The organism is Bacillus sp. FDAARGOS_235 (genome assembly GCF_002073415.2).
Lineage (GTDB): Bacteria > Bacillota > Bacilli > Bacillales > Bacillaceae_G > Bacillus_A > Bacillus_A toyonensis.
This window is the reverse complement of the sequence record NZ_CP020437.2, coordinates 999,632-1,020,946: the sequence shown is the minus strand read 5'-3', so window position 1 is coordinate 1,020,946 and position 21,315 is coordinate 999,632. Positions and strand designations below refer to the sequence as shown.

Here is a 21,315-nt window from a genome sequence, read left to right as displayed (position 1 = left end):
GTTTATGGGGATTTATGAATAAAATGCACTAAACCACTAATGCGCATTTTATCCCGCATTAACGGGCAGTAAAACTCCCACCTCAAAATTGGGCTGGAGCAATGAAGTTAGGTGGGAGATTAACTGCCCATAAAAGCCCGATTGGTTCAACTAATAATCAGTGGGGGAAGAACACCCCACTGATTATAGTTTCACTTTATGAAGTAAGGGGTGGAATTGTGCAGAAAGACTTAATGTATAACACTAAGATGGATGAAACGTTACAAGTTATAAATAAGGGATTGAATAAGACGACACGTCCGAAACAAATTATTGTAGTAGGGGCAGGCATGGCTGGATTAGTTTCGGCATCTTTATTAAAGGCTGCAGGACATGAAGTGAAGATTTTTGAAGCAAACAATCGTGTAGGCGGCCGCATAGAGACAGTTAGAATGGAAGATACCGGATTATATTTAGATGTTGGGGCGATGAGAATTCCATATTCGCACACGTTAACGATGGCATATATAAGAAAGTTTGGGTTACAGGTGAGTCCTTTTATTAATAGGAATGAGACAGATATCATCTACGTAAATGGTCGGAAAACGACATTAAAACAATATGAAAAAGATCCAAGTATTTTAAGATATCCTGTGGAAATGAATGAAGTTGGGAAAACGTCTGAGGAACTATTATTGTTAGCGGTACAGCCCATTATAAATTTTATAAAAAAGAACCCAGAGAAAAATTGGGATGTTGTAGTAAAGGATTTTGGAAGATACTCTACAGGACAATTTTTAAAGTACCATCCTTATCAATATAATACGTATTTTTCACCAATAACGATTGAGATGATTGGTGTTTTATTAGATTTAGAAGGTTTTTTAGAAAGGTCATTCGTTGAGACGTTACGTTTTTTATACATTATGCAAGAGGAGAGCGGATTTTGTGAAATAATAGGTGGAAACGATAGATTACCAAAATCTTTTTTACCGCAATTAGAAGAAAATATTATTTATAATCAAAAATTAATGAAGCTACATCAACACGATAACGGTGTGACGGCTTTCTATCGAAACGAGGAAACTTTTGAATATAGTAGTATTACAGGGGATTTAGTTATTGTTACAATTCCGTTTTCGACAATGCGTTTTGTGGAAGTAGATCCATTTGACTCTATATCTCATGAAAAGTGGAAAGCAATTCGTGAATTGCATTATATGCCTGCGACGAAAATAGGCATTCAATTTAAAAGTCGATTTTGGGAAGAACAAGGGCAATTAGGTGGCAGAATTATAACAGATTTGCCAATTCGTTACGCCTATTATCCAAGCCATGGAATTGGACAGAAAGGACCAGCTATGATGTTAGGAAGCTATACATGGTCTTATGATGCGTTGCTATGGGATGGGTTATCGAAGGGTGATCGTATTTATTACACATTACACAACTTAGCAACGATATTAGGTGGTCAAGTATATGATGAATTTATGTCTGGAATATCAAAAAGTTGGACATTGGATCCATATGCACTTGGAGGATTTGCTCTTTTTCAAGCCGGTCAAGAATCTGAGCTACAACCAGCGATTGTAAAGCCAGAGGGGAAAATATTCTTTGCTGGAGATCATACAACGTTATATCACGGATGGATTCAAGGTGCGATTGAGTCTGGAGTTCGTGTAGCGGTGGAAGTGAATGAGTAAAAAGTTTTTAATTCAGAAAATTCTTTACTATATAACTTGAGATGGATATTATTATATATAAAAGAAAAATAGGGAGTGTTTACAGTGAAACCGTTATTATTCGATTTTCCTTCTGAATTTTATACTGACAGGCTTTTTATTCGAATGCCGAAACCAGGAGATGGTAAAGTTGTATACGATGCAATTCAAGCTTCAATACAAGAACTAAAACCTTGGATGGTGTTTGCACAAAAAGAGCAAACAGAGCAAGAAGTAGAAGAAAGTATTAGAAAATCACATATTCAATTTTTGCAACGTGAGGATTTAAGGTTACTAGTATTTTCGAAAGAAACAGGTGAATTTATTGCATCTGCCGGATTACATCGTATTAATTGGGATATACCTCAATTTGAAATCGGATATTGGATTGATTCGAGATTTAGTGGAAAAGGCTATATGGTAGAGGCTGCGAAAGGTATAACGGATTATGCTTTTTCTGAACTGAAAGCAAACCGCGTAGAAATTCGTTGTGATGCTCTAAATAAAAAGAGTAGAGCGATACCTGAGAAATTAGGTTTTAAATTAGAGGGTATTTTAGAAAGTGCCAGTGTTGCGGTAGATGAAAATGGATTAAGGGACATGTGTGTATTTGCAATGACTAGAAATACATATGAAAAAGAAGAGCTGTAAAGAAACAGCTCTTCTTTTTCATATTATGGTACAGGATGACCGTTAGAGCTTTCAAAAATTGTAAACCATTGTTGACGATCTAAGTTAACTTTTGTAGCAAGAGCGGCCGTTTTTACACGATCTAATTTCCCAGAGCCAACGATTGGCATCATGTTAGCTGGATGAGCAAGTAGCCATGCATACATAACCGTATCGATGCTAGTAACACCTAGCCCATTAGCAACTTTTTGTACAGTTTCACGTACACGTACTGCACGTTCAGTTTGACCGGTAAAGATTTCGCCACCAGCAAGAGGTGACCAAATCATTGGATTGATTCGTTTTTCTTGGCATAAATTAATCGTACCTTTTTCAAAGTGCTCAAGCTGCAGCGCAGATACCTCGATTTGATTTGTAATGAGCGGGAAATCTAAATATGAACTTAACATATGAAACTGTGAAGGTAAAAAGTTAGATACACCGAAGTGACGAACCTTTCCTTCTTGTTTTAAGCGTGAGAACGCTTCTGCCACTTCATTTGGATCCATAAATGGATCAGGACGATGGATGAGTAATACATCAATATAATCTGTATGTAAGTTTTGTAATGAATCCTCCGCGCTCTTTATGATATGTTCAGTACTTGTATTGTAGTGAGCAACATATCGCTCTGGAAATTTCGGTGATGGGGGAGCGATTCCACACTTGGTAACAATTTGTATGTTTTCTCGTAAGGAAGGCTTTAGTTGTAAAGCTTCTCCAAACAGCCCTTCACACGTATATCCGCCATAAATATCAGCGTGATCGAAAGTAGTAATCCCCATATCCATGCATTCTTCAATGAAAGAAAGTAACTCTTGTTTCGTCATATTCCATTCTGCTAAACGCCAAAATCCTTGAATAATACGAGAAAATTCTAGTGTTTCGGCCATTTGAACTCGTTCCATTATAAGTACCCCCTTGATGTATGATTATTATTTTGAAAAGGCTTTCTTACTACATATTATTATATAGTTTGAGGAGCGTACAAACAATAAATATGTTTTGCTACAAAAACGATTTTCTCTATATGCTATAATGTAGACACATATAGCTATAAGGAGATGTAAGGGATGATTCCAGTAACAATATTAACTGGTTTTCTTGGATCAGGGAAAACGACTTTATTAAATCGTATTTTATCAGAAAATCACGGTAAGAAATTAGCGGTGATTGTAAATGAAATAGGACAAATTGGTATCGATAATCAGTTGATTATGAATGTTGAAGAAGAAATTATGGAAATGACTAACGGTTGTCTATGCTGTACTGTACGTGAAGATTTACTCGTTGCGTTAAAACAATTACTGGACGTAAAAGCAGAAGGGAAAATGGACTTTGAAGGCTTAGTAATTGAAACAACAGGTCTTGCAAATCCAGGCCCGATTATTCAAACATTTTTTTTAGATCCTGTTATTCAATCTGCATACCAAATTAATGGCGTTGTAACGGTAGTAGATAGTTACCATATACATAAACATTTTGAAAAGGGACTAGAAGCAAAGGAACAAATTGCATTTGCTGATGTAGTGTTGGTGAATAAATTAGATTTAATTGAAGAAAGTGAAAAGGAAAATCTTTTGCATGAACTGCAAGGTATTAACCCCACTGCAAAGTTAATCGAGGCAACTAACTGTGAGGTAGATATACCATCATTATTACAAATTCAAACGTTTAAAACGAAAGATACGTTACAAATTTATCCTCATAAAGAGCATAATCATTTAGAAGGTGTAAAATCATTTGTACTACGTGAAGAGCGTCCGTTAGATTTACAAAAACTAAATGAGTGGATGTCAGCTGTCGTGCAAGAGCTAGGGGAGTATTTATATCGTTATAAAGGGATTTTATCTATCGATGGAGTAGATAAACGTATCGTGTTCCAAGGTGTACATACATTATTTGCTGCTTCGTATGATAGAGAGTGGCAAGAGGGTGAAAAGCGAGTAAGTGAAGTCGTATTTATCGGTAAAGATATTAATAAAGAATGGTTCCAAGAACATTTTGGGGAGTGTGTGAAATAAGTCTGCGTCAACTGCAGGCTTATTTTTATATGAGCATTCTATTGAGATTGTACTAGATTTCAATAACGAAACACATAAGGGAAAGAAACGGAAAATAGAAAATAACATTGATAAATATATAATAACAAGCCTGTTTTCACAGGCTTGTGTTTTCGTTTATTAGTAACTCCATTACAACACCTACAACTGGACCCTCATCATCAATATCCCCGTTTAAATGGAAACCAAATGATTCATATAGGCCCATGGCAAGTTTGTTGCCCGGATGTAAACTTAAGTAAATTATTTTACATGTAAATTGTTGTTGTAAAAATTGAATGAGTAAGCGAAGGAAACGCTTTGCGTATCCTTTTCCTTGATGTTGTTGGTCAATCATAAAACGATCTAACCAGATGCTTTCGTGTTTTTTTGAATACCAACCGTACATTGCGTATCCAACAAGTGTTTCTCCATCATATAAACCTACTGACGTCCCGTTTCCTTCATATAATGATTCTGCTAAAGAAAACGCATTACTTTCAATAAATTGCTGCTGGTTTTTTGCGACGTTTAAAGCAGCTACTGAACGCCAATTTTTTGCTGTTACTTCACAAATGTGAAGATTCATAATTCCAACTCACCTTCTAAAAGAGTATAGCTTAAAGCTAATATGGATAATTTTACTTGTTATTTTGGTCAAGTCAAGGATACATACATAAAAAGGCAGCTGAACAATAGATTCAGCTGCTTAGAAAATATAGTAAATTAGTTTGTTGCTTCTTTCAATGTGTTTACGTTTTCTTCCATTAAAGTAAAGTAATCTTTATTGTTCTTCGCATCATCTTCAGAAATAGTAGCAAGGTGATTTAAGCGCAAAACTGTTGTACCAGTTTCTTTTTGAATAACTGATGCGACTTTTGGCGTAGAGAAAGTTTCAAATAAAATATATTTTAGACCGTGTTCTTTTACTGTTTTTGTAATGTCAGCAAGCTCTTTTTGAGATGGCTCATCAGAAGCTGAAATTCCGGCGATAGGAATCTGTTTTAAACCATAGCGTTGTTCCCAATAACCATAAGCAGCATGAGAAACTAAAATTTCTTTCGTTTTCGCATTTGCTACAGCAGCTTTAAATTGATCGTCTAAATCGGTAAATTTAGTTTGAAGTGCTGCAAAGTTTTTCTCGAATTCTTGTTTATGGTCAGGTTGTAATTCCACAAGAGCATTTTTGATTTTTTCAGCTTGTTTCATCGCAAGAGTAGGGTCTATCCAAACATGCGGGTCTTTATCATGATGGTGATCATCTTCTTTATGACCATCTCCGTGATCGTGATGTTCTTCTTCAGAAGAAGCACGAAGTTTAATTCCTTTTGATGCATTTACAATTTTAACATTTTCTTTTTGTAATGTTTTTTCCATCTTCTCAGCAAATGGTTCTAATTCAGCACCGTTATAAACGAATAAATCGGCTTTTGCAACTTGTACTGTTTGTTTTTGACTCGGTTCAAATGTATGTGAATCGGCACCAGGAGGGTAAATTGCTTCTACTGTTACATAGTCGCCACCAATTTTTTTTGCGAAATCTGCAAGAGGGAAGATGGTTGTATAAACAGTTAGCTTTCCATCTTTCTTGGCAGTACCTTCTTTTTTATTTGAGCAGCCAGTAAAAATTAAAGTGAAAATAAGTAAGAATGAAAATATAGTCAATCTTTTAGGCATGAAGTTCTCCTCTTTTCTTTTTTTACGGATATATCTTCAATTATAGAAGAAAAATATCATTTTAATACAAAACGGAATAATTACGTTTTAGTTTGCGAACTTAGTATAATACATCTTTCATAAAGTTGCAATAAATAATAATCATTACGATTTGATTTTGTTATAAAGTTGTCAAATATAGATGTATTATTTTTGTGAATGCATGCATATGTGACAACGCTGCTTTCATATATTTGAAAGGAAGGTGAAGAGGGGGATGAGCGCTTGGGATATTTAATGGAAGCTATCTTATTGATATTAGCGGTAGTATTGCCATTATCTTTCGTTTTAATCTTTTTAAGACGCTTAATAAGTAATTTAGGGAATGCATCAACGATAACGAAATTACCAGAGAAAGAAAAGAAAAAAGAGTAAGTAAAGCACTATGCATACGCATAGTGCTTTACTTATGGTAAAATAAAAAGAAGGAAACTCCTAAAAGTTGCATGTCACTGAAGGAGAGAAAAGTAAAATAAGAGGTATATGCATATATGAATAAGCGAACAGCGTTAGTACTTGGTGCAAGTGGTTTAGTTGGACAAGAGATAACGCGTCTATTACTTGAATCAGATTACTACGATTCGGTTACTATTTTTGTAAGAGAACCAATGCAATGGCAACATGAGAAGTTACAGCAGAAGAAAGTAGATTATTCGGCATTAGAAGAATATAAAGAATTTTTTGCAGTAGATGATGTTTTTAGTTGTCTAGGAACAACAATAAAAAAAGCAAAAACAAAGGCGAATTTCAAAAAAGTAGATTATGAATATACGTTACGAGCTGCTTGTTTAGCTGAAAAGCAAGGGGTGCAAAACTTCCTTGTTGTGTCTTCGATGGGAGCAAATCCTAAATCATTTTTCTTTTATTCACAAGTAAAAGGGAAAATGGAAGAGGAATTGCAAAAGTTAGTGATTGGTGGTATTCATATTTTTAGGCCGTCTTTATTAGTTGGAAATCGACAAGAGTTTCGTTTTGGTGAACGAATGGCTGAAAAGTTAACTCGAATTATTCCTTTTATATTTAAAGGGGCTTTCAAAAAGTATAAACCAATTTCAGCTAAAGATGTGGCGAAAGGGATGTATATAACTGCGCTGCGAGAAGAATCTGGTCTCCACATTTATAATTCAAATGAAATTACAACGATAGAATAAATAAAACCGAGAAGAATGGCTTCTCGGTTTTATTTATTCATATTGATTTTCCCAGGAGCCCGCTTATATTGATACGGTTCTTGCAATTCAAAACCAAGTTCATTTGCGGCTATTCTTGGGAAGTACGGATTGCGAAGTAACTCACGTCCGATAAAAATTAAATCTGCTTCGTTATTATTTAATATTTGCTCTGCCTGTGCCCCAGTCGTAATCAATCCAACTGCCCCAGTTGCAATGTTAGCATGTTCTTTAATATGTTTAGCATATTGTACTTGGTAACCAGGATAAACATCAATATGTGTCGGTACAACTGCACCAGAACTACAATCGATTAAATCTACTCCTTGTTCTTTCATCCATTTTGAATACCGAACGTAATCTTGAACGGTTAGCCCGTCAGGATGATAATCATTTGCTGAAATACGAACAAATAACGGTCCGTCCCAAACTTCATTTATAGATTCGATGATTTCACGTAAGAAACGATAGCGGTTTTCAGATGAACCGCCATATTCATCCGTTCGTTTATTGGAAAGTGGAGAAAGAAATTCGTTAATTAGATAACCGTGAGCGCCATGTATTTCAATAACGTCAAATCCAGCTTGTTTTGAACGCAGTGCAGCCTTCTGAAAAGCTAGTGCGGTGTCTTTAATTTGCTCTTTACTCATTTCCAGTGGTATTTTCATTGTTTCATTAAATGGAATTGCTGAAGGTGCTAACGCATCTGTTTCTAACTCAGCTTTTCTTCCGGCGTGAGCGAGTTGAATGGCAGCTTTTGCACCATTATCATGTATAAAAGTTGTCGCTGTATGTAATCCTTCAATTAGACTGTCGTCCCAAATACCTAAATCTTTGTTAGAAATGCGACCTTCAGGTAACACAGCTGTTGCTTCAATCATAACTAAACCGACTTGACCGGCAGCCCTAGTTCCATAATGAACGAGGTGGAAATTCGTTACTTTTCCATCCTCATTTTCCGAAGAATACATACACATAGGCGACATGACGATACGGTTTTTTAGTGTAACATCCTTAATTGTGTAGGGTGAAAAAAGTTTGGAATGCATCAAATAGCCTCCTTGATTGAATTTTCTTATATTTTACCATTCTCTTTTTTGTTTCTCTAATAAAACGCTTATACGAAAAATTTTGTCTATTCGTGTTACAATGACTAATATGAACTGAATTGGAGGAGGACATATGTACCAGGCTTATTATAAAAGTGAATTAGGTTTGCTAGAAATTACAGCGAACGAAGAAGGCATTACGTCTGTTATATTTGTTGATGAACGACAAGAAGAAAATACAAATGAAATGATAGATCAATGTATAAATGAGCTAGATGAATATTTTAAAGGAAAAAGAAAAGAGTTTACTGTACCACTGTCTGCAGAGGGAACATCATTTCAAAAAAATGTATGGGATGCGCTCTACACTATTCCTTATGGCGTAAGTGCTTCATATTTAGATATTGCGGAGAAGGTTGGTAATACGAAAGCTGTACGAGCAATAGGAGGAGCAAACAGTCGTAATCCCATTTCAATTATCGTTCCGTGTCACCGTGTAATAGGAAAGAGTGGAAAGCTTGTAGGGTATGCGGGTGGTTTATGGAGGAAAGAGTGGCTGTTAAAACACGAAGGTATTTTGAAATGAAGTATGAATGGAAAGAGGGATTGTTTTGGAATGTATAAATTGTGGGCAACCTTGTGCGAATGAACAGTTAAATTGTGCAAACTGTCAGCAAAAACTGCATAATAAACAAGGTGAAGGAAGCTCGCTAATAGACAAAGAATTAGAAGAATATGTAGGGAGACAATATCCGTACTACAAAAAAAAATGGGAGCTTGAAAATAAGCGAATTGCAAAATGGAGCTGGAATGGTTGGGCTGCTATTTTTAATGTAGGTTGGCTTGGCTATCGTAAGTATTATTTACCTGCTGCACTATTTATACTGTTATTAGTAGTGTGTGATGCGTTTTCATATTATATGGGCTTCAACGTAGCATTGCCAATCATTAATATGGTGCCTCTTACGTTTTTATTACTCGTTTTTATCTTATTCGGGCTAGGGATTTTTGCGAATGGATTATATTATCAATTTGCAGAAAGACGTATATACCGCATAAAGGCACGTGAAATTAAAGATGAATCGGTTGAAAATTATCTCATTCGTGATAGTGGAGGAACGAGTAAAATGGGAGCAACGATCGTTACAATGTTAGCAGTTGCTAGTATTTTGTTCAGTCATTTCTTTTTCCCAACTGATCAGGATATTATTCAAAAAGTTCGTACAAGCTCGCTTTATGAATATCCAGTCTTTTCAATTGGTGAATCGTTCGAAAATTATTTTCAAAATTCAGGATGGATATACTATCGTGGAACGGAAGGATTAGAATTAGTAGAATTTCAGGGGGAGAGTCCTGAGATGCCAAGGAAAAAGGTGACAATTCAATTTATTGTTGATTATAAATTGGGAGAAGTGGAACCATATTCACTTACGATTAACGGTGAATCTAAAAATGAAGAAGAGTTTTTGAAAATAATGGAGGAAATATTTAAAGTTCAAAATCCATTTGATATAGAGGATGGCTTACAAGTAAATACTATTCAACAAAGCGGAGGGAAAGCAATTTCTGACCGCTTTTTTTCTTTTTATGAAAATAAATATTTAAAATAATCAGAATCTTTTGTATAATAAAATATATTATACAAGTTTTAACTTATACATATAGATTGGGGGAAGGAAGAATGAAAAGAAAGACAACAACAATTGCTGCACTTGCGTTATCGACTAGTGTACTGGTTGCGGGATGTGGGAATGGGGAGAAGGCTTCGACAACGAAGAAAGAATCAAGTAAGGGAATGGCAGATAAACAAGTTTTAAATTTGCTAGAAACAGCTGAAATTCCTTCAATGGATACATCTAAATCAACAGATTCTGTATCTTTCCGTGTATTTGTAAATGCAATGGAAGGATTATATCGTCTAGATAAAGATAATAAACCAACTCCAGGTATGGCCAAAGATGTGAAGATTAGTGAAGATAAAAAGACATATACATTTGAATTACGTGATGCAAAATGGTCAAATGGTGATTCAGTTCGAGCGCAAGATTTTGTATATGCATGGCAACGTACATTAGATAAAGCAATAGCAGCAGAATATGCATTTATTTTATTTGATGTGAAAAATGCACAGAAAGTAAATAAAGGAGAAGTACCGTCGGATCAATTAGGTGTTAAAGCGAAGGATGATAAAACGTTGGTAGTAGAATTAGAGCAACCAGCACCTTATTTCCTTGAGCTTACTTCGTTCCCTACATTCTTCCCATTAAATGAAAAGTATGTAAAAGAACAAGGGGATAAATACGGATTAGAAGCAGATAAATTATTGTACAATGGACCATTTACAATGAGTGAATGGAAACATGAACAAAGTTACCAGTTAAAGAAAAACCCAAATTATTGGGATAAAGATGCTGTAAAATTACAAGAAATTAATGTGGGTATAGTAAAAGAGACAAGTACTGGGGTAAATTTATATGATAGTGATCAAGCAGACCGTGTCATTTTAAGTTCTGAGTTTGTAGACAAATATAAAAAGAATAAACCAGATGAATTTAAAACGAAGCTAGACCCACGTATGTATTTCCTACGTTTTAATCAAAAAAATGCAACGTTTAAAAATCAAAAGGTTCGTGAGGCGATTGATTTAGCGTACGATAAAAAAGGAATTGCGGATGTAATTTTGAATGATGGATCATTGCCAGCGTATTTCTTAGTACCTGAAAAGTTTACGACAGGACCAGATGGAAAAGACTTCCGTACTGTAAATAAAAATTTCCGTGACAGTAAAGATAATGCTGCGAAAGCAAAAAAACTGTGGGAAGAAGCGAAGAAAGAACTTGGTCAAGATACAATTACAGTAGAATTACTAAATGATGATAACGGTAGTCGTAAAAAAGTGGGCGACTTTATTAAAGAAGAATTAGAGAAAAACTTACCAGGTATTAAAGTGAATTTGAAGCAACAACCATATAAGCAGAAGTTAGATTTAGAAAAGAAATTTCAATATGAATTCTCATTATCTGCATGGAGTCCAGATTATCCAGACCCAATGACATATATTGATATGTTCGTTACTGGAAGTTCATTTAATGAAATGGATTATTCAAATCCGAAGTATGATGATTTAGTAGCGAAATCAAAAGGAGAACTACTAAAAGATGACGCAGCACGCTGGAAAGCACTTGCAGAAGCTGAAAAAATCTTAATTGGTCAAGATGTTGCAATCTCTCCTACGTACCAACAAAGTACAGCTTACTTAGAGAAGACGTATGTAAATGGTATTGCTAACCATACGTTCGGTGGCGACTTCAGTTATAAATGGGCATATATTACAAAGAAATAGTATAATAAAAGATGAGTGAATTTTCGCTCATCTTTTGTTTGTTTAAGGAGGAACGTGGAGTGTTGAAAGGAATCAATCATCTTTGTTTTTCAGTATCAAATTTAGAAAACTCTATTCTGTTTTATGAAAGAGTGCTAGAAGGAGAACTATTAGTTAAAGGGAGAAAACTTGCATATTTCAATATATGTGGAGTATGGATAGCACTGAACGAAGAGGCACATATTCCAAGAAAGGAGATTCATCAATCTTATACGCACCTCGCATTTTCTGTTGAACAAAAAGATTTTGAACGCCTGTTACATCGGTTAGAAGAAAATAATGTTCATATTTTACAAGGAAGAGAACGTAATGTGAGAGATTGTGAGTCTATATATTTTGTTGATCCTGACGGTCACAAGTTCGAGTTTCATTCAGGGACACTGCAAGACCGTCTAAATTATTATAGGGAAGAAAAACCACATATGACATTTTACTAGGGAGGAAGAGCATTTGCATGCACTTGTAATCGGGGGAACAGGGATGTTAAAGAAAGTTTCTATGTGGCTTTGTGAGCAAGGATTCCATGTTTCTATTATTGGACGAGATGAAGTGAAATTAGAATATGTGAAGCGAGCAAGCTCTGCACCAGAAAATATCACATGCCTTCCGTTAGATTATCATAATAATGACGAAGTAAAGATAGCTATTAAAGGTACAATTGAGAGAAATGGTCCCATAACATTAGTTGTGGCATGGATACATTCAAGTGCAAAGTATGCGTTATCACTCATTTGTAAGGAGATAGAATTTTCGTCAGAGACATACAGTTTATTTCATATTTTAGGCAGTAAAGCATCGCGTATGAATGCAGGGAAAATAGGTGGTACGCTTTGCCTGTATCATAGAATTATATTAGGTTTTATTTTAGAAGATACATTCGGAAGGTGGCTTACTCATCAAGAAATATCAGATGGAGTAATTAATGGGATTGAAAGTAATTGCAATGAATGGATTGTGGGGCAAATAGAACCATGGGAATTACGACCAAATTGATAAGGGGGAATGGGAAATGAAAACAACTGTATATGTAACAAGGCACGGTGAAACAGAATGGAATGTAGCGAAGCGAATGCAAGGACGGAAAAATTCAGCTTTAACTGAAAATGGTATGTTACAAGCGAAACAATTAGGGGAGCGTATGAAGGATTTACCACTCCATGCCATATATAGTAGTCCAAGCGAAAGAACACGTCATACTGCTGAATTGATTAAAGGGGAACGCGATATTCCAATTATAGAAGATGAACGTTTCTATGAAATAAATATGGGGATATGGGAAGGGCAAACAATTGCTGATTTGGAAATGCAATATCCAGAAGAAGTACATTTATTTTGGAATGAACCACATCTTTTTCAGTCAACATCAGGGGAAAACTTTGCGGCCGTTTATAAAAGAGTAATTGAAGGGATACACTTTCTTTTAGAAAAGCATAAAGGAGAAAACATTTTAATAGTTACTCATGCTGCAGCAGCGAAACTACTTGTAGGACATTTTGCAGGTCTTGAAATTGAACATGTATGGGAAGAGCCATTTATGCATAGCGCGAGTCTTAGTGTAATTGAATTTGATGAAGATCTTGGTAAAGTAAAACAATTTGCAGATATAAGTCATTTTCAGTAAACGTAAAAAAGGCCGCAACGCGGCCTTTTTTGGTGGACATAAAAAACTAGCAATTACGTTTTTTATACCAGAAGTGATCGAATTTTTTATTCTTGCAAGAAGAAGACTTGTGTCTGCTATCTTTGCAATCATTCCATTTGTGTCCGTCATCGTGACAGTCTCTACCGTGATCACATGAATCATCGCAAGAGTGACCGTGTCCGTGAGGGAAGAATTCGCATTTTTTACAGAAACTTCGTTTTGTCCAGTAAAATTTCTTTTCAAAGCGTATGCATTTTGTAACGAAAGTACAATGTTTTCTACGAGTACGTTTTGTAACTAAAACGCATTCTTTTCTACGCGTCACTTTCGTAACGAATGTCCATTTTTGAACACGAACACGAGTACATTTCGTAACAAATGTCCATTTTTTTACGTGCGTACATTTTGTAACGAACGTACAATGTTTCACGCGAGTACATCTTGTTCTTGGACATCTACCTCCTGTAGTGCATTTACATCCTGTAGTACATTTATGATGAGAGAATTTATCATCATCGCACTCAAAAGTACTTGGATCTTGATGTAAGAAATCCTCCATCCCAGCACTTTTGATTTCTTCAACAGCTTTTCTAATATCACGTTTCATAGAAATCCTCCTTATCATGTATTAAAGTGAAAAGGTATTCTTTTTCCTTAACATGATATGAGATATGACGACGTTCTGAACAGGACAAGAGTGTAATTTTATATAAATAGATGATAGCGGATGTATGGACAAGACAAGGCGCATACATTGAATGAAGAGAACTGAGAAGGGATGAGAAAACATGCTGCCTTCATATGATTTTTTTGTTCATCCAATGTACTTAGTGGAATTGAAAAAAGATATTTGGTCAGATAGTCCAGTGCCAGCAAAATTAACTTATGGAAAAAAGAAGTATGACATTGATATCGTATACCGGGGTGCTCATATTCGCGAATTTGAGAAAAAGTCTTATCATGTTGTATTTTATAAACCGAAAAAATTTCAAGGCGCGAAAGAGTTTCATTTGAATTCTGAGTTTATGGATCCGTCACTCATACGAAATAAATTATCTTTAGATTTTTTTCATGATATTGGTGTACTTTCGCCAAAATCACAACATGTATTTATAAAAATCAATGGTCAAATTCAAGGTGTATATTTACAGTTAGAATCAGTTGATGAAAACTTTTTGAAAAATAGAGGATTACCGAGTGGTTCTATTTATTATGCGATAGATGATGATGCAAATTTTTCATTAATGAGTGAGCGAGATAAAGATGTTAAGACAGAGCTCTTTGCGGGTTATGAATTTAAATATTCGAATAAAAATAGTGAAGAACAACTAAGTGAATTTGTATTTCAAGCGAATACTTTGTCGAGGGAAGATTATGAAAAAGAAATTGGGAAGTTTCTACATGTAGATAAATATTTACGATGGTTAGCTGGAGTAATTTTCACGCAAAACTTTGACGGTTTCGTTCATAACTATGCACTATACCATAACGATGAGACAAATTTATTTGAAGTTATACCGTGGGATTATGATGCAACTTGGGGGCGAGATGTACAAGGGAGACCGCTTAATCATGAATATATTCGCATTCAAGGGTATAACACGTTAAGTGCAAGATTGTTAGACATACCTGTATTTAGAAAGCAGTATCGAAGTATTTTAGAAGAAATATTAGAAGACCAATTTACAGTTTCGTTTATGAGGCCGAAAGTAGAAGCGTTGTGTGAATTGATTCGTCCATATTTACTACAAGATCCATATATGAAAGAAAAATTAGAAACGTTTGATCAAGAGGCTGATATGATTTATGAATATATAAATAAAAGAAGGAAGTATATACAAGACCACTTACATGAATTGGATTAATTTTGAAAGAGATTGGAACATTATCAATCTCTTTTTTTGTATAATAAAGGTGTACCAAAAAAGTGAAATGATATGTATTTGATAGAGAATGGGGTTGTGTAGAGATGACGATTAAATGGATTGATTGGGTAAAACAAATACAATCTATAGCCCAAGCGGGTTTAACGTATTCTAAAGATGTGTACGATATAGAACGTTTCCAACAATTACGAGACATTTCGATTTCGATGATGTCACATTACACAAAAACAGATTGGGAAGTAGTAGCGAAACTATTTGCAAGTGAGACGGGCTATCAAACACCAAAAGTTGATATACGAGCAGTTGTTTGTCAAAATGAAAAGCTATTATTTGTGAAGGAAAAAAGTGATGGGAAATGGGCATTGCCAGGTGGATGGGCTGATGTTGGTTATACGCCAACAGAAGTAGCAGCAAAAGAGGTTTTCGAAGAGACAGGATATGAAGTAGATCGTTTTAAGCTACTAGCTATATTTGATAAAGAAAAGCATCAACCATCGCCTTCAGCAACGCATGTATATAAGATTTTTATTGGTTGTAATATTGTTGGTGGGGAAAAGAAGGTTAGTATTGAAACAGAAGAAATAGAGTTTTTTGGTGAAGATGAATTGCCGGATTTATCAATTGCTAGAAATACAGAAGAGCAAATTAAAGAAATGTTTGCTTATATGAAAGACCCACAGAAAGAAAAAATAATAGATTAATGCTGCTTGAATTGTACATATTGTTAAAATGAAGATATTGGCAGATTGCAATCTTTATGTGATAATGGGATGGTATGTGAAGAAAAAAGGAGATAGAAAAGAACATGTTAGCAAATATAATAGATCAGTTATTGCAATTTTTTGCAAGCTTAGGGTACTTTGGAGTAGCTCTTGCTTTAATGATTGAAGTAATCCCAAGTGAAATTGTACTTTCGTATGCTGGCTTTTTAGTAGCGGATGGTAAAATTAGTTTTGTGGGGGCAGTTATCGCCGGAACGATTGGTGGTACTTTAGCGCAAATCTTTTTATACTGGCTTGGATACTACGGAGGGCGTCCGGTTGTAGAGAAATATGGGAAATATCTACTTATTAATAAACACCATTTAGACATAGCGGAAGGTTGGTTTAAACGTTACGGAGCAGGCGTAATATTTTCTGCACGCTTTATTCCAGTAGTACGTCATGCGATCTCTATTCCAGCAGGACTAGCTAAGATGCCATTAAAACTATTTACACTTTATACGGTTGTAGCGATTATTCCGTGGTCAATTCTATTTATATACTTAGGTGAAAAACTTGGTGGGAATTGGCGTCATATTAAAGAGTATGCATCTGATTATACACATTACATAATTATAGGAGCTGTGCTCTTTATTGCACTATACTTCGGTTTAAAGTATTTGAAAAAGAAAAAAACAACACGTTAAAGTCAATGATGATTCATTGGCTTTTTTATTTGTTTCGGTTCTAAACAAAAGGAGTTGTCCATAATGTGTAATAATAAAGCGTAGCGGAGGAATGTGATGAAAGGGTCACCGTTTATACGTGGAACGATATTTTTAACGATGGCAACGATGATATCTAAAATGTTAGGGTTTATATATATTATACCATTTACAGCAATGGTTGGTACGAGTGGGTACGTTCTATACGCGTATGCATATCGTCCTTATACGATTATGCTGAGTATAGCGACGATGGGGTTACCGCTCGCTGTTTCAAAGATGGTATCAAAATATGATCAACTAAATGATTATCATACAGTTAAAAGAGTACTAAAGAGTGGTATCGTTTTTATGTTAATAATGGGAGTTGTATCGTGTGTCACACTGTATGTATTAGCCCCGCATTTAGCTAAACTTGTAGTTGATGGAAGTGATCAAACGGGGAATAGTGTAACTGCTGTCGCTACTAACATTCAAATTGTAAGTTTTGCGTTAATACTTGTACCAGTAATGAGTTTATTAAGAGGCTTCTTTCAAGGATTTCAGTCGATGGGCCCTTCTGCATTAAGTGTAGTTGTAGAGCAATTCTTTCGGGTCTTAACTATATTGATAGGAAGTTTTGTCGTATTATATGTTTTAAAAGCTTCTGTATCGCTAGCAGTTGGTATTTCAACGTTTGGTGCTTTCATGGGAGCAATAGGTGGATTAGCTGTTTTAACTGCGTATTATGTAAGAAGGAGAAGGCATTTAAAGAAAAAAGAGATGGCAAGTATACCGCAAACGACGAAATCTTTCTTCTCGTTGTATAAGGAGCTCTTTACATATTCTATTCCTTTCGTCGTGGTTGGTTTAGCTATTCCTTTGTATCAGACTATAGATACATTTACAATTAATAAACTACTTATACAAATTGGATATATGCAAGGAGAAGCGGAAAAAATCAATGCGATTATTGGTCTTGTTCAAATGGTTGTACTTATCCCAGTTTCAGTTGCGACTGCTTTTAGTATGTCTCTCGTTCCAGAGATGACGAAAGCTTATACAGCAGGGAATACGAAGTTACTATATAAACATTTTACAAAGACGAATCTATTAGTAGTAGGGATTACGGTACCAGCGGCGATTGGAATGATGGTGTTAGCAAAACCAATATATACGCTTTTGTTTAGTACGGGGAATGATCCGGAGATAGGGAGTGTTATTCTACAATATTATGCTCCTGCGTGTATACTATTTTCACTCTTTACTGTAACGGCTGCCATGCTGCAAGGAATTAATCAACAACAGAAAACAGTATTAGGTTTAGTAATCGGAATTATTGTAAAGATAATATTAAATATTGTATTGCTTCCGTATTTCGATTATGTAAGTTTTATCATTTCAACTTACGCTGGCTATACGATTTCAGTTGGTTTTAACTTGTGGATGCTTTCTAAATATGTTATAAAGGCAACATAAGCTTTTTAAGGCAGAGAATCCTCTGTCTTTTTCTACGTTTATAATATTTTTCACGTAAAAGCGTTTTCAAAATAATTTTTCTATTGAAATTTAAACGTATGTTTCATATGCTGAGAATGGCGGTTCAAAAACTGTTATGTAAGAGAGGTAGATTCCTACATGTAAAAAGAATCGGGGTGATAGTATGTTAAATATGTATTTAACAGACCGAAACGGAAAACTACAAGAGATTGAGGAAATGCAAAAGGGTTGCTGGATTAATGTACTTCATCCAACTGAAGAAGAAATTCAGTATTTAGTACAAACTTTAAATGTAGACTTAGATTTCATTAAAGACCCTTTGGATGATGAAGAACGCTCTCGTATTGAAAAGGAAGACAATAATACCTTAATCATCGTCGATATTCCGACAGTTAGGCATGATGAAGAGGGGAATTCGATTTATGACACGATTCCAATAGGTATGATTGTAATGCCAGATTGTTTCGTTACAATTTGTTTAGAAGAGAATCCAATTTTTGAACGTTTTATTAATCAACGTATTAAAGAATTTTATACGTTTAAAAAGACACGCTTTGCACTGCAGCTCTTATATACGATTTCTACTTATTATTTAAGATACTTAAAGCAAATAAATCGAAAAACAATCGATTTAGAGCACCAATTAAATAAATCAATGAAAAACAAAGAAATTTTTACATTGTTAGGCCTTGAAAAAAGTTTAGTTTACTTTACAACATCACTAAAGGCTAATAAAATTGTAATTCAAAAATTAATGCGAAACAGTACATTTTTAAAAATGTATGAAGACGATCAAGATCTATTAGAAGATGTATTAATTGAAAATAAACAGGCTATTGAAATGGCGGAAATATATAGTCACATTTTAAGTGGAATGATGAATACATTTAGTTCCGTTATATCAAATAATTTAAATAGTGTTATGAAACTGTTAACGTCTATTACAATTATTTTATCTTTACCAACAATGGTTTCTAGTTTCTTTGGAATGAACGTAAAGGTTCCATTTGAAGGTGAAGCGTATGGTTTTGTAATTGTACTCATTATATGTGTAACTTTATCGTTCACATTGGCATTTGTTTTTTGGAAGAAACGTTACTTTTAACAATAAAAAAGCTGCTCTAGCATAGTTGTAAAACTACGCTAGAGCAGCTTTTTTGCTATGAAATCTCAATTTTGGAATAGAATATAACATGTGAAATGTAATGTGTATGAAGGTTATGAATTCCGTATAAGCCTTGTCCAATTAATAAAATGGGGTTAAAATTACATATTGTTAAAGAAAAGTTGGAGGAAATACATCATGGAATTGTTTCAATTACCGAAAGCATTCCTGCAAATGAATACAATTTTTATCTCAATATTAATCGAGGCACTTCCGTTTGTGCTAATTGGTGTATTTATTTCAGGATTCATTCAAATGTTTGTGACAGAAGATATGGTGGCAAAATGGATGCCGAAGAACCGATTTCTGTCAGTTTTATTAGCTACTTTTTTAGGCATGATGTTTCCAGGATGTGAATGTGGAATTGTTCCGATTGTAAGACGGTTAATCGGAAAAGGCGTTCCGCCATACGCAGGGATTGCATTTATGTTAACTGGACCGATTATTAATCCGGTTGTACTATTTGCTACATATGTCGCTTTTGGAAGTAGTATGCACATGGTATGGTATCGTTCTATTGTAGCGATTATCGTAGCAATTATCGTTGGAATTATATTATCATTTATGTTTAAAGAACATCAATTACGAGACGATCACTTCCCAGAAGTGAATCATAAGCGTCCGTTACGTAAAAAAATGTGGGAGGTATGTACGCACGCAGTTGAGGAATTCTTCTCAATGGGAAAATACTTAGTACTAGGTGCGTTAATTGCAGCAGCGGTTCAAACGTTTGTACAAACTTCAACACTTCTTGCTATCGGACAAGGGCCGTTTTCTTCATCAGCTGTAATGATGGGACTTGCCTTTATATTATCACTTTGTTCAGAAGCAGATGCATTTATTGCTTCGTCATTCCAAAGTACATTTTCAACAGCATCACTCGTCGCGTTTCTCGTATATGGACCGATGGTGGATATTAAAAATATGTTTATGATGCTTGCGACATTTAAAACAAAATTTGTAATTGTCGTTACAGTTACAGTTACTCTTGTTGTTTATGCAAGCTCACTACTCATTTATGCGATGGGGTGGTAGGTTATGTTTCGAGCATATATATTATTAGGTTTCACAATATTAATTGCACAGCTTCATATTTCAGGTAATATTACGAAATATATCAATATGAAGTATGCTTATTTATCAACAACAGCAGCCATTATTTTAGGGTTTTTAACGATTGTTCAAATTATTATCGTTTTCCAAAAAGAACATCAAAAAGAAAAAGATCAGCACAATTGTGGTTGCGATCATAGTCACTGCGGGCATGATCATTCGAAAGATGAGAATACATGGTGGAAAAAAGTGTTTTCTTACACATTATTCTGTTTTCCAATCATTACAGGATTGTTTTTCCCAATTGCAACATTAGATTCCGATATTGTTAAGGCGAAGGGATTCCATTTTCCAGTAGCGCAAGCAGAAAGTAAAGATCCATTTATGACAAGGCAATTTCTAAGACCTGATACGAGCATTTATTACGGGAAAGAAGGATACCGTGGTGTAATGGAAAAAGGGAAGAAAGAGTTTGTTACGAAAGACAGTATTACTTTAAAAGATGAAGATTTCTTAAAGGGTATGGAGACGATTTATAACTATCCTGGCGAGTTTACTGGGAAAAAATTATCTTTTAAAGGGTTTGTATTCAGAGATGATTCTTCTAAAAAAGAACAATACTTCTTATTCCGTTTCGGTATTATACACTGTGTAGCAGATTCTGGTGTATATGGTATGTTAGTGAAAAAACCAGAAGGGGTAGAGTGGAATAATGATGACTGGATTCAAGTCGAAGGAGAAATAACAACTGAGTTTTATCAGCCGTTCCATGCAAATATTCCTGTTTTAGAAGTAACGAAATGGAATAAAGTTGAGCAGCCGAAAGAACAATATGTATTTAGAGGAGCCGATTGATAACATCGGTTCTTTTTTATGGACTAAAAATTCTGAATGTTGTTAATATTAAATGTGTAGTTCACTTAGTGTAGTGAACAAG

General features: G+C 34.8%; 23 protein-coding genes. 18 read left to right on the top strand and 5 right to left on the bottom strand.

Annotated features, from left to right (window positions below):
* The first annotated feature begins 218 nt into the window (after positions 1-218).
* Both A6J74_RS06865 and A6J74_RS06860 read left to right on the top strand, forming a co-directional pair.
* Positions 219-1,682 carry a flavin monoamine oxidase family protein gene (locus A6J74_RS06865; RefSeq protein WP_001168166.1) on the top strand — a complete coding sequence of 488 codons (1,464 nt, stop codon included), beginning with the start codon at positions 219-221 and terminating at the stop codon, positions 1,680-1,682.
* Between the two features lie 84 nt (positions 1,683-1,766).
* Complete coding sequence (locus tag A6J74_RS06860) at positions 1,767-2,351, top strand: GNAT family N-acetyltransferase (protein ID WP_000803474.1); 585 nt, start codon at positions 1,767-1,769, stop codon at positions 2,349-2,351.
* Positions 2,352-2,374: 23 nt separating this feature from the next.
* Here the strand turns inward: A6J74_RS06860 and A6J74_RS06855 are convergent, their stop codons facing one another.
* Positions 2,375-3,277: an aldo/keto reductase gene (locus A6J74_RS06855; protein ID WP_000442805.1), complete on the bottom strand. Its 903-nt coding sequence runs from the start codon at positions 3,275-3,277 to the stop codon at positions 2,375-2,377.
* 165 nt (positions 3,278-3,442) lie between these two features.
* Here A6J74_RS06855 and A6J74_RS06850 point away from each other — a divergent pair, with 165 nt between their 5' ends.
* Positions 3,443-4,393 carry a CobW family GTP-binding protein gene (locus A6J74_RS06850; protein WP_000613433.1) on the top strand — a complete coding sequence of 317 codons (951 nt, stop codon included), beginning with the start codon at positions 3,443-3,445 and terminating at the stop codon, positions 4,391-4,393.
* Between the two features lie 136 nt (positions 4,394-4,529).
* Here the strand turns inward: A6J74_RS06850 and A6J74_RS06845 are convergent, their stop codons facing one another.
* Both A6J74_RS06845 and A6J74_RS06840 read right to left on the bottom strand, forming a co-directional pair.
* Complete coding sequence (locus A6J74_RS06845; protein WP_001048673.1) at positions 4,530-5,000, bottom strand: GNAT family N-acetyltransferase; 471 nt, start codon at positions 4,998-5,000, stop codon at positions 4,530-4,532.
* 137 nt (positions 5,001-5,137) lie between these two features.
* On the bottom strand, positions 5,138-6,088 hold the full coding sequence (locus tag A6J74_RS06840; RefSeq protein ID WP_001126163.1) for a metal ABC transporter substrate-binding protein: 951 nt from the start codon (positions 6,086-6,088) through the stop codon (positions 5,138-5,140).
* A gap of 264 nt (positions 6,089-6,352) precedes the next feature.
* On the opposite strand from A6J74_RS06840, the gene A6J74_RS29970 reads away from it, so the two are divergent.
* Both A6J74_RS29970 and A6J74_RS06835 read left to right on the top strand, forming a co-directional pair.
* Positions 6,353-6,502: a hypothetical protein gene (locus A6J74_RS29970; RefSeq protein WP_000540935.1), complete on the top strand. Its 150-nt coding sequence runs from the start codon at positions 6,353-6,355 to the stop codon at positions 6,500-6,502.
* A 116-nt stretch (positions 6,503-6,618) separates the two neighbouring features.
* Positions 6,619-7,278: an oxidoreductase gene (locus tag A6J74_RS06835; protein WP_001042745.1), complete on the top strand. Its 660-nt coding sequence runs from the start codon at positions 6,619-6,621 to the stop codon at positions 7,276-7,278.
* Between the two features lie 29 nt (positions 7,279-7,307).
* Here A6J74_RS06835 and namA read toward each other — a convergent pair whose 3' ends face one another.
* Positions 7,308-8,345, bottom strand: coding sequence for an NADPH dehydrogenase NamA (namA, locus tag A6J74_RS06830; protein WP_000555707.1), 1,038 nt, complete (start codon positions 8,343-8,345; stop codon positions 7,308-7,310).
* Between the two features lie 133 nt (positions 8,346-8,478).
* Between namA and A6J74_RS06825 the strand changes: the two genes are divergently transcribed.
* The 6 genes from A6J74_RS06825 (at position 8,479) to A6J74_RS06800 (ending at position 13,348) form a co-directional block, all read left to right on the top strand.
* A complete protein-coding gene (locus A6J74_RS06825; protein WP_000283917.1) occupies positions 8,479-8,931 on the top strand; it encodes a methylated-DNA--[protein]-cysteine S-methyltransferase in 453 nt (150 codons plus the stop codon).
* A 25-nt stretch (positions 8,932-8,956) separates the two neighbouring features.
* Complete coding sequence (locus A6J74_RS06820; protein WP_000388939.1) at positions 8,957-9,955, top strand: DUF2628 domain-containing protein; 999 nt, start codon at positions 8,957-8,959, stop codon at positions 9,953-9,955.
* Between the two features lie 71 nt (positions 9,956-10,026).
* Positions 10,027-11,688 carry a peptide ABC transporter substrate-binding protein gene (locus A6J74_RS06815; RefSeq protein WP_000824263.1) on the top strand — a complete coding sequence of 554 codons (1,662 nt, stop codon included), beginning with the start codon at positions 10,027-10,029 and terminating at the stop codon, positions 11,686-11,688.
* A 59-nt stretch (positions 11,689-11,747) separates the two neighbouring features.
* Positions 11,748-12,164, top strand: a complete 417-nt coding sequence (fosB, locus tag A6J74_RS06810; RefSeq protein ID WP_000911701.1) for a FosBx1 family fosfomycin resistance bacillithiol transferase — start codon at positions 11,748-11,750, stop codon at positions 12,162-12,164.
* Positions 12,165-12,177: 13 nt separating this feature from the next.
* Positions 12,178-12,720, top strand: coding sequence for a short-chain dehydrogenase (locus tag A6J74_RS06805; protein WP_000543132.1), 543 nt, complete (start codon positions 12,178-12,180; stop codon positions 12,718-12,720).
* 16 nt (positions 12,721-12,736) lie between these two features.
* Positions 12,737-13,348, top strand: a complete 612-nt coding sequence (locus A6J74_RS06800; RefSeq protein WP_000859190.1) for a phosphoserine phosphatase 1 — start codon at positions 12,737-12,739, stop codon at positions 13,346-13,348.
* A gap of 46 nt (positions 13,349-13,394) precedes the next feature.
* On the opposite strand, the gene exsB is transcribed toward A6J74_RS06800, so the two are convergent.
* Positions 13,395-13,976 (bottom strand): exosporium protein ExsB, encoded by a 582-nt coding sequence (gene exsB / locus A6J74_RS06795; protein ID WP_000817491.1) that lies wholly within the window; start codon positions 13,974-13,976, stop codon positions 13,395-13,397.
* A gap of 181 nt (positions 13,977-14,157) precedes the next feature.
* Between exsB and cotH the strand changes: the two genes are divergently transcribed.
* The 7 genes from cotH (at position 14,158) to A6J74_RS06760 (ending at position 21,233) form a co-directional block, all read left to right on the top strand.
* On the top strand, positions 14,158-15,234 hold the full coding sequence (gene cotH, locus A6J74_RS06790) for a spore coat protein CotH (protein WP_000938007.1): 1,077 nt from the start codon (positions 14,158-14,160) through the stop codon (positions 15,232-15,234).
* Between the two features lie 104 nt (positions 15,235-15,338).
* The gene (locus tag A6J74_RS06785) at positions 15,339-15,956 is read left to right on the top strand and encodes an NUDIX hydrolase N-terminal domain-containing protein (RefSeq protein WP_000153580.1); all 618 of its coding nucleotides are present in this window, start codon (positions 15,339-15,341) and stop codon (positions 15,954-15,956) included.
* Between the two features lie 104 nt (positions 15,957-16,060).
* A complete protein-coding gene (gene uptA / locus A6J74_RS06780; RefSeq protein WP_000880689.1) occupies positions 16,061-16,663 on the top strand; it encodes an undecaprenyl phosphate transporter UptA in 603 nt (200 codons plus the stop codon).
* A 96-nt stretch (positions 16,664-16,759) separates the two neighbouring features.
* Positions 16,760-18,139 carry a putative polysaccharide biosynthesis protein gene (locus A6J74_RS06775; RefSeq protein WP_002109494.1) on the top strand — a complete coding sequence of 460 codons (1,380 nt, stop codon included), beginning with the start codon at positions 16,760-16,762 and terminating at the stop codon, positions 18,137-18,139.
* A 184-nt stretch (positions 18,140-18,323) separates the two neighbouring features.
* Complete coding sequence (locus A6J74_RS06770) at positions 18,324-19,265, top strand: magnesium transporter CorA family protein (protein ID WP_000933700.1); 942 nt, start codon at positions 18,324-18,326, stop codon at positions 19,263-19,265.
* Between the two features lie 198 nt (positions 19,266-19,463).
* Complete coding sequence (locus A6J74_RS06765; RefSeq protein ID WP_000418718.1) at positions 19,464-20,360, top strand: permease; 897 nt, start codon at positions 19,464-19,466, stop codon at positions 20,358-20,360.
* A 3-nt stretch (positions 20,361-20,363) separates the two neighbouring features.
* Complete coding sequence (locus A6J74_RS06760; RefSeq protein ID WP_000488051.1) at positions 20,364-21,233, top strand: TIGR03943 family putative permease subunit; 870 nt, start codon at positions 20,364-20,366, stop codon at positions 21,231-21,233.
* Positions 21,234-21,315 lie beyond the last annotated feature (82 nt).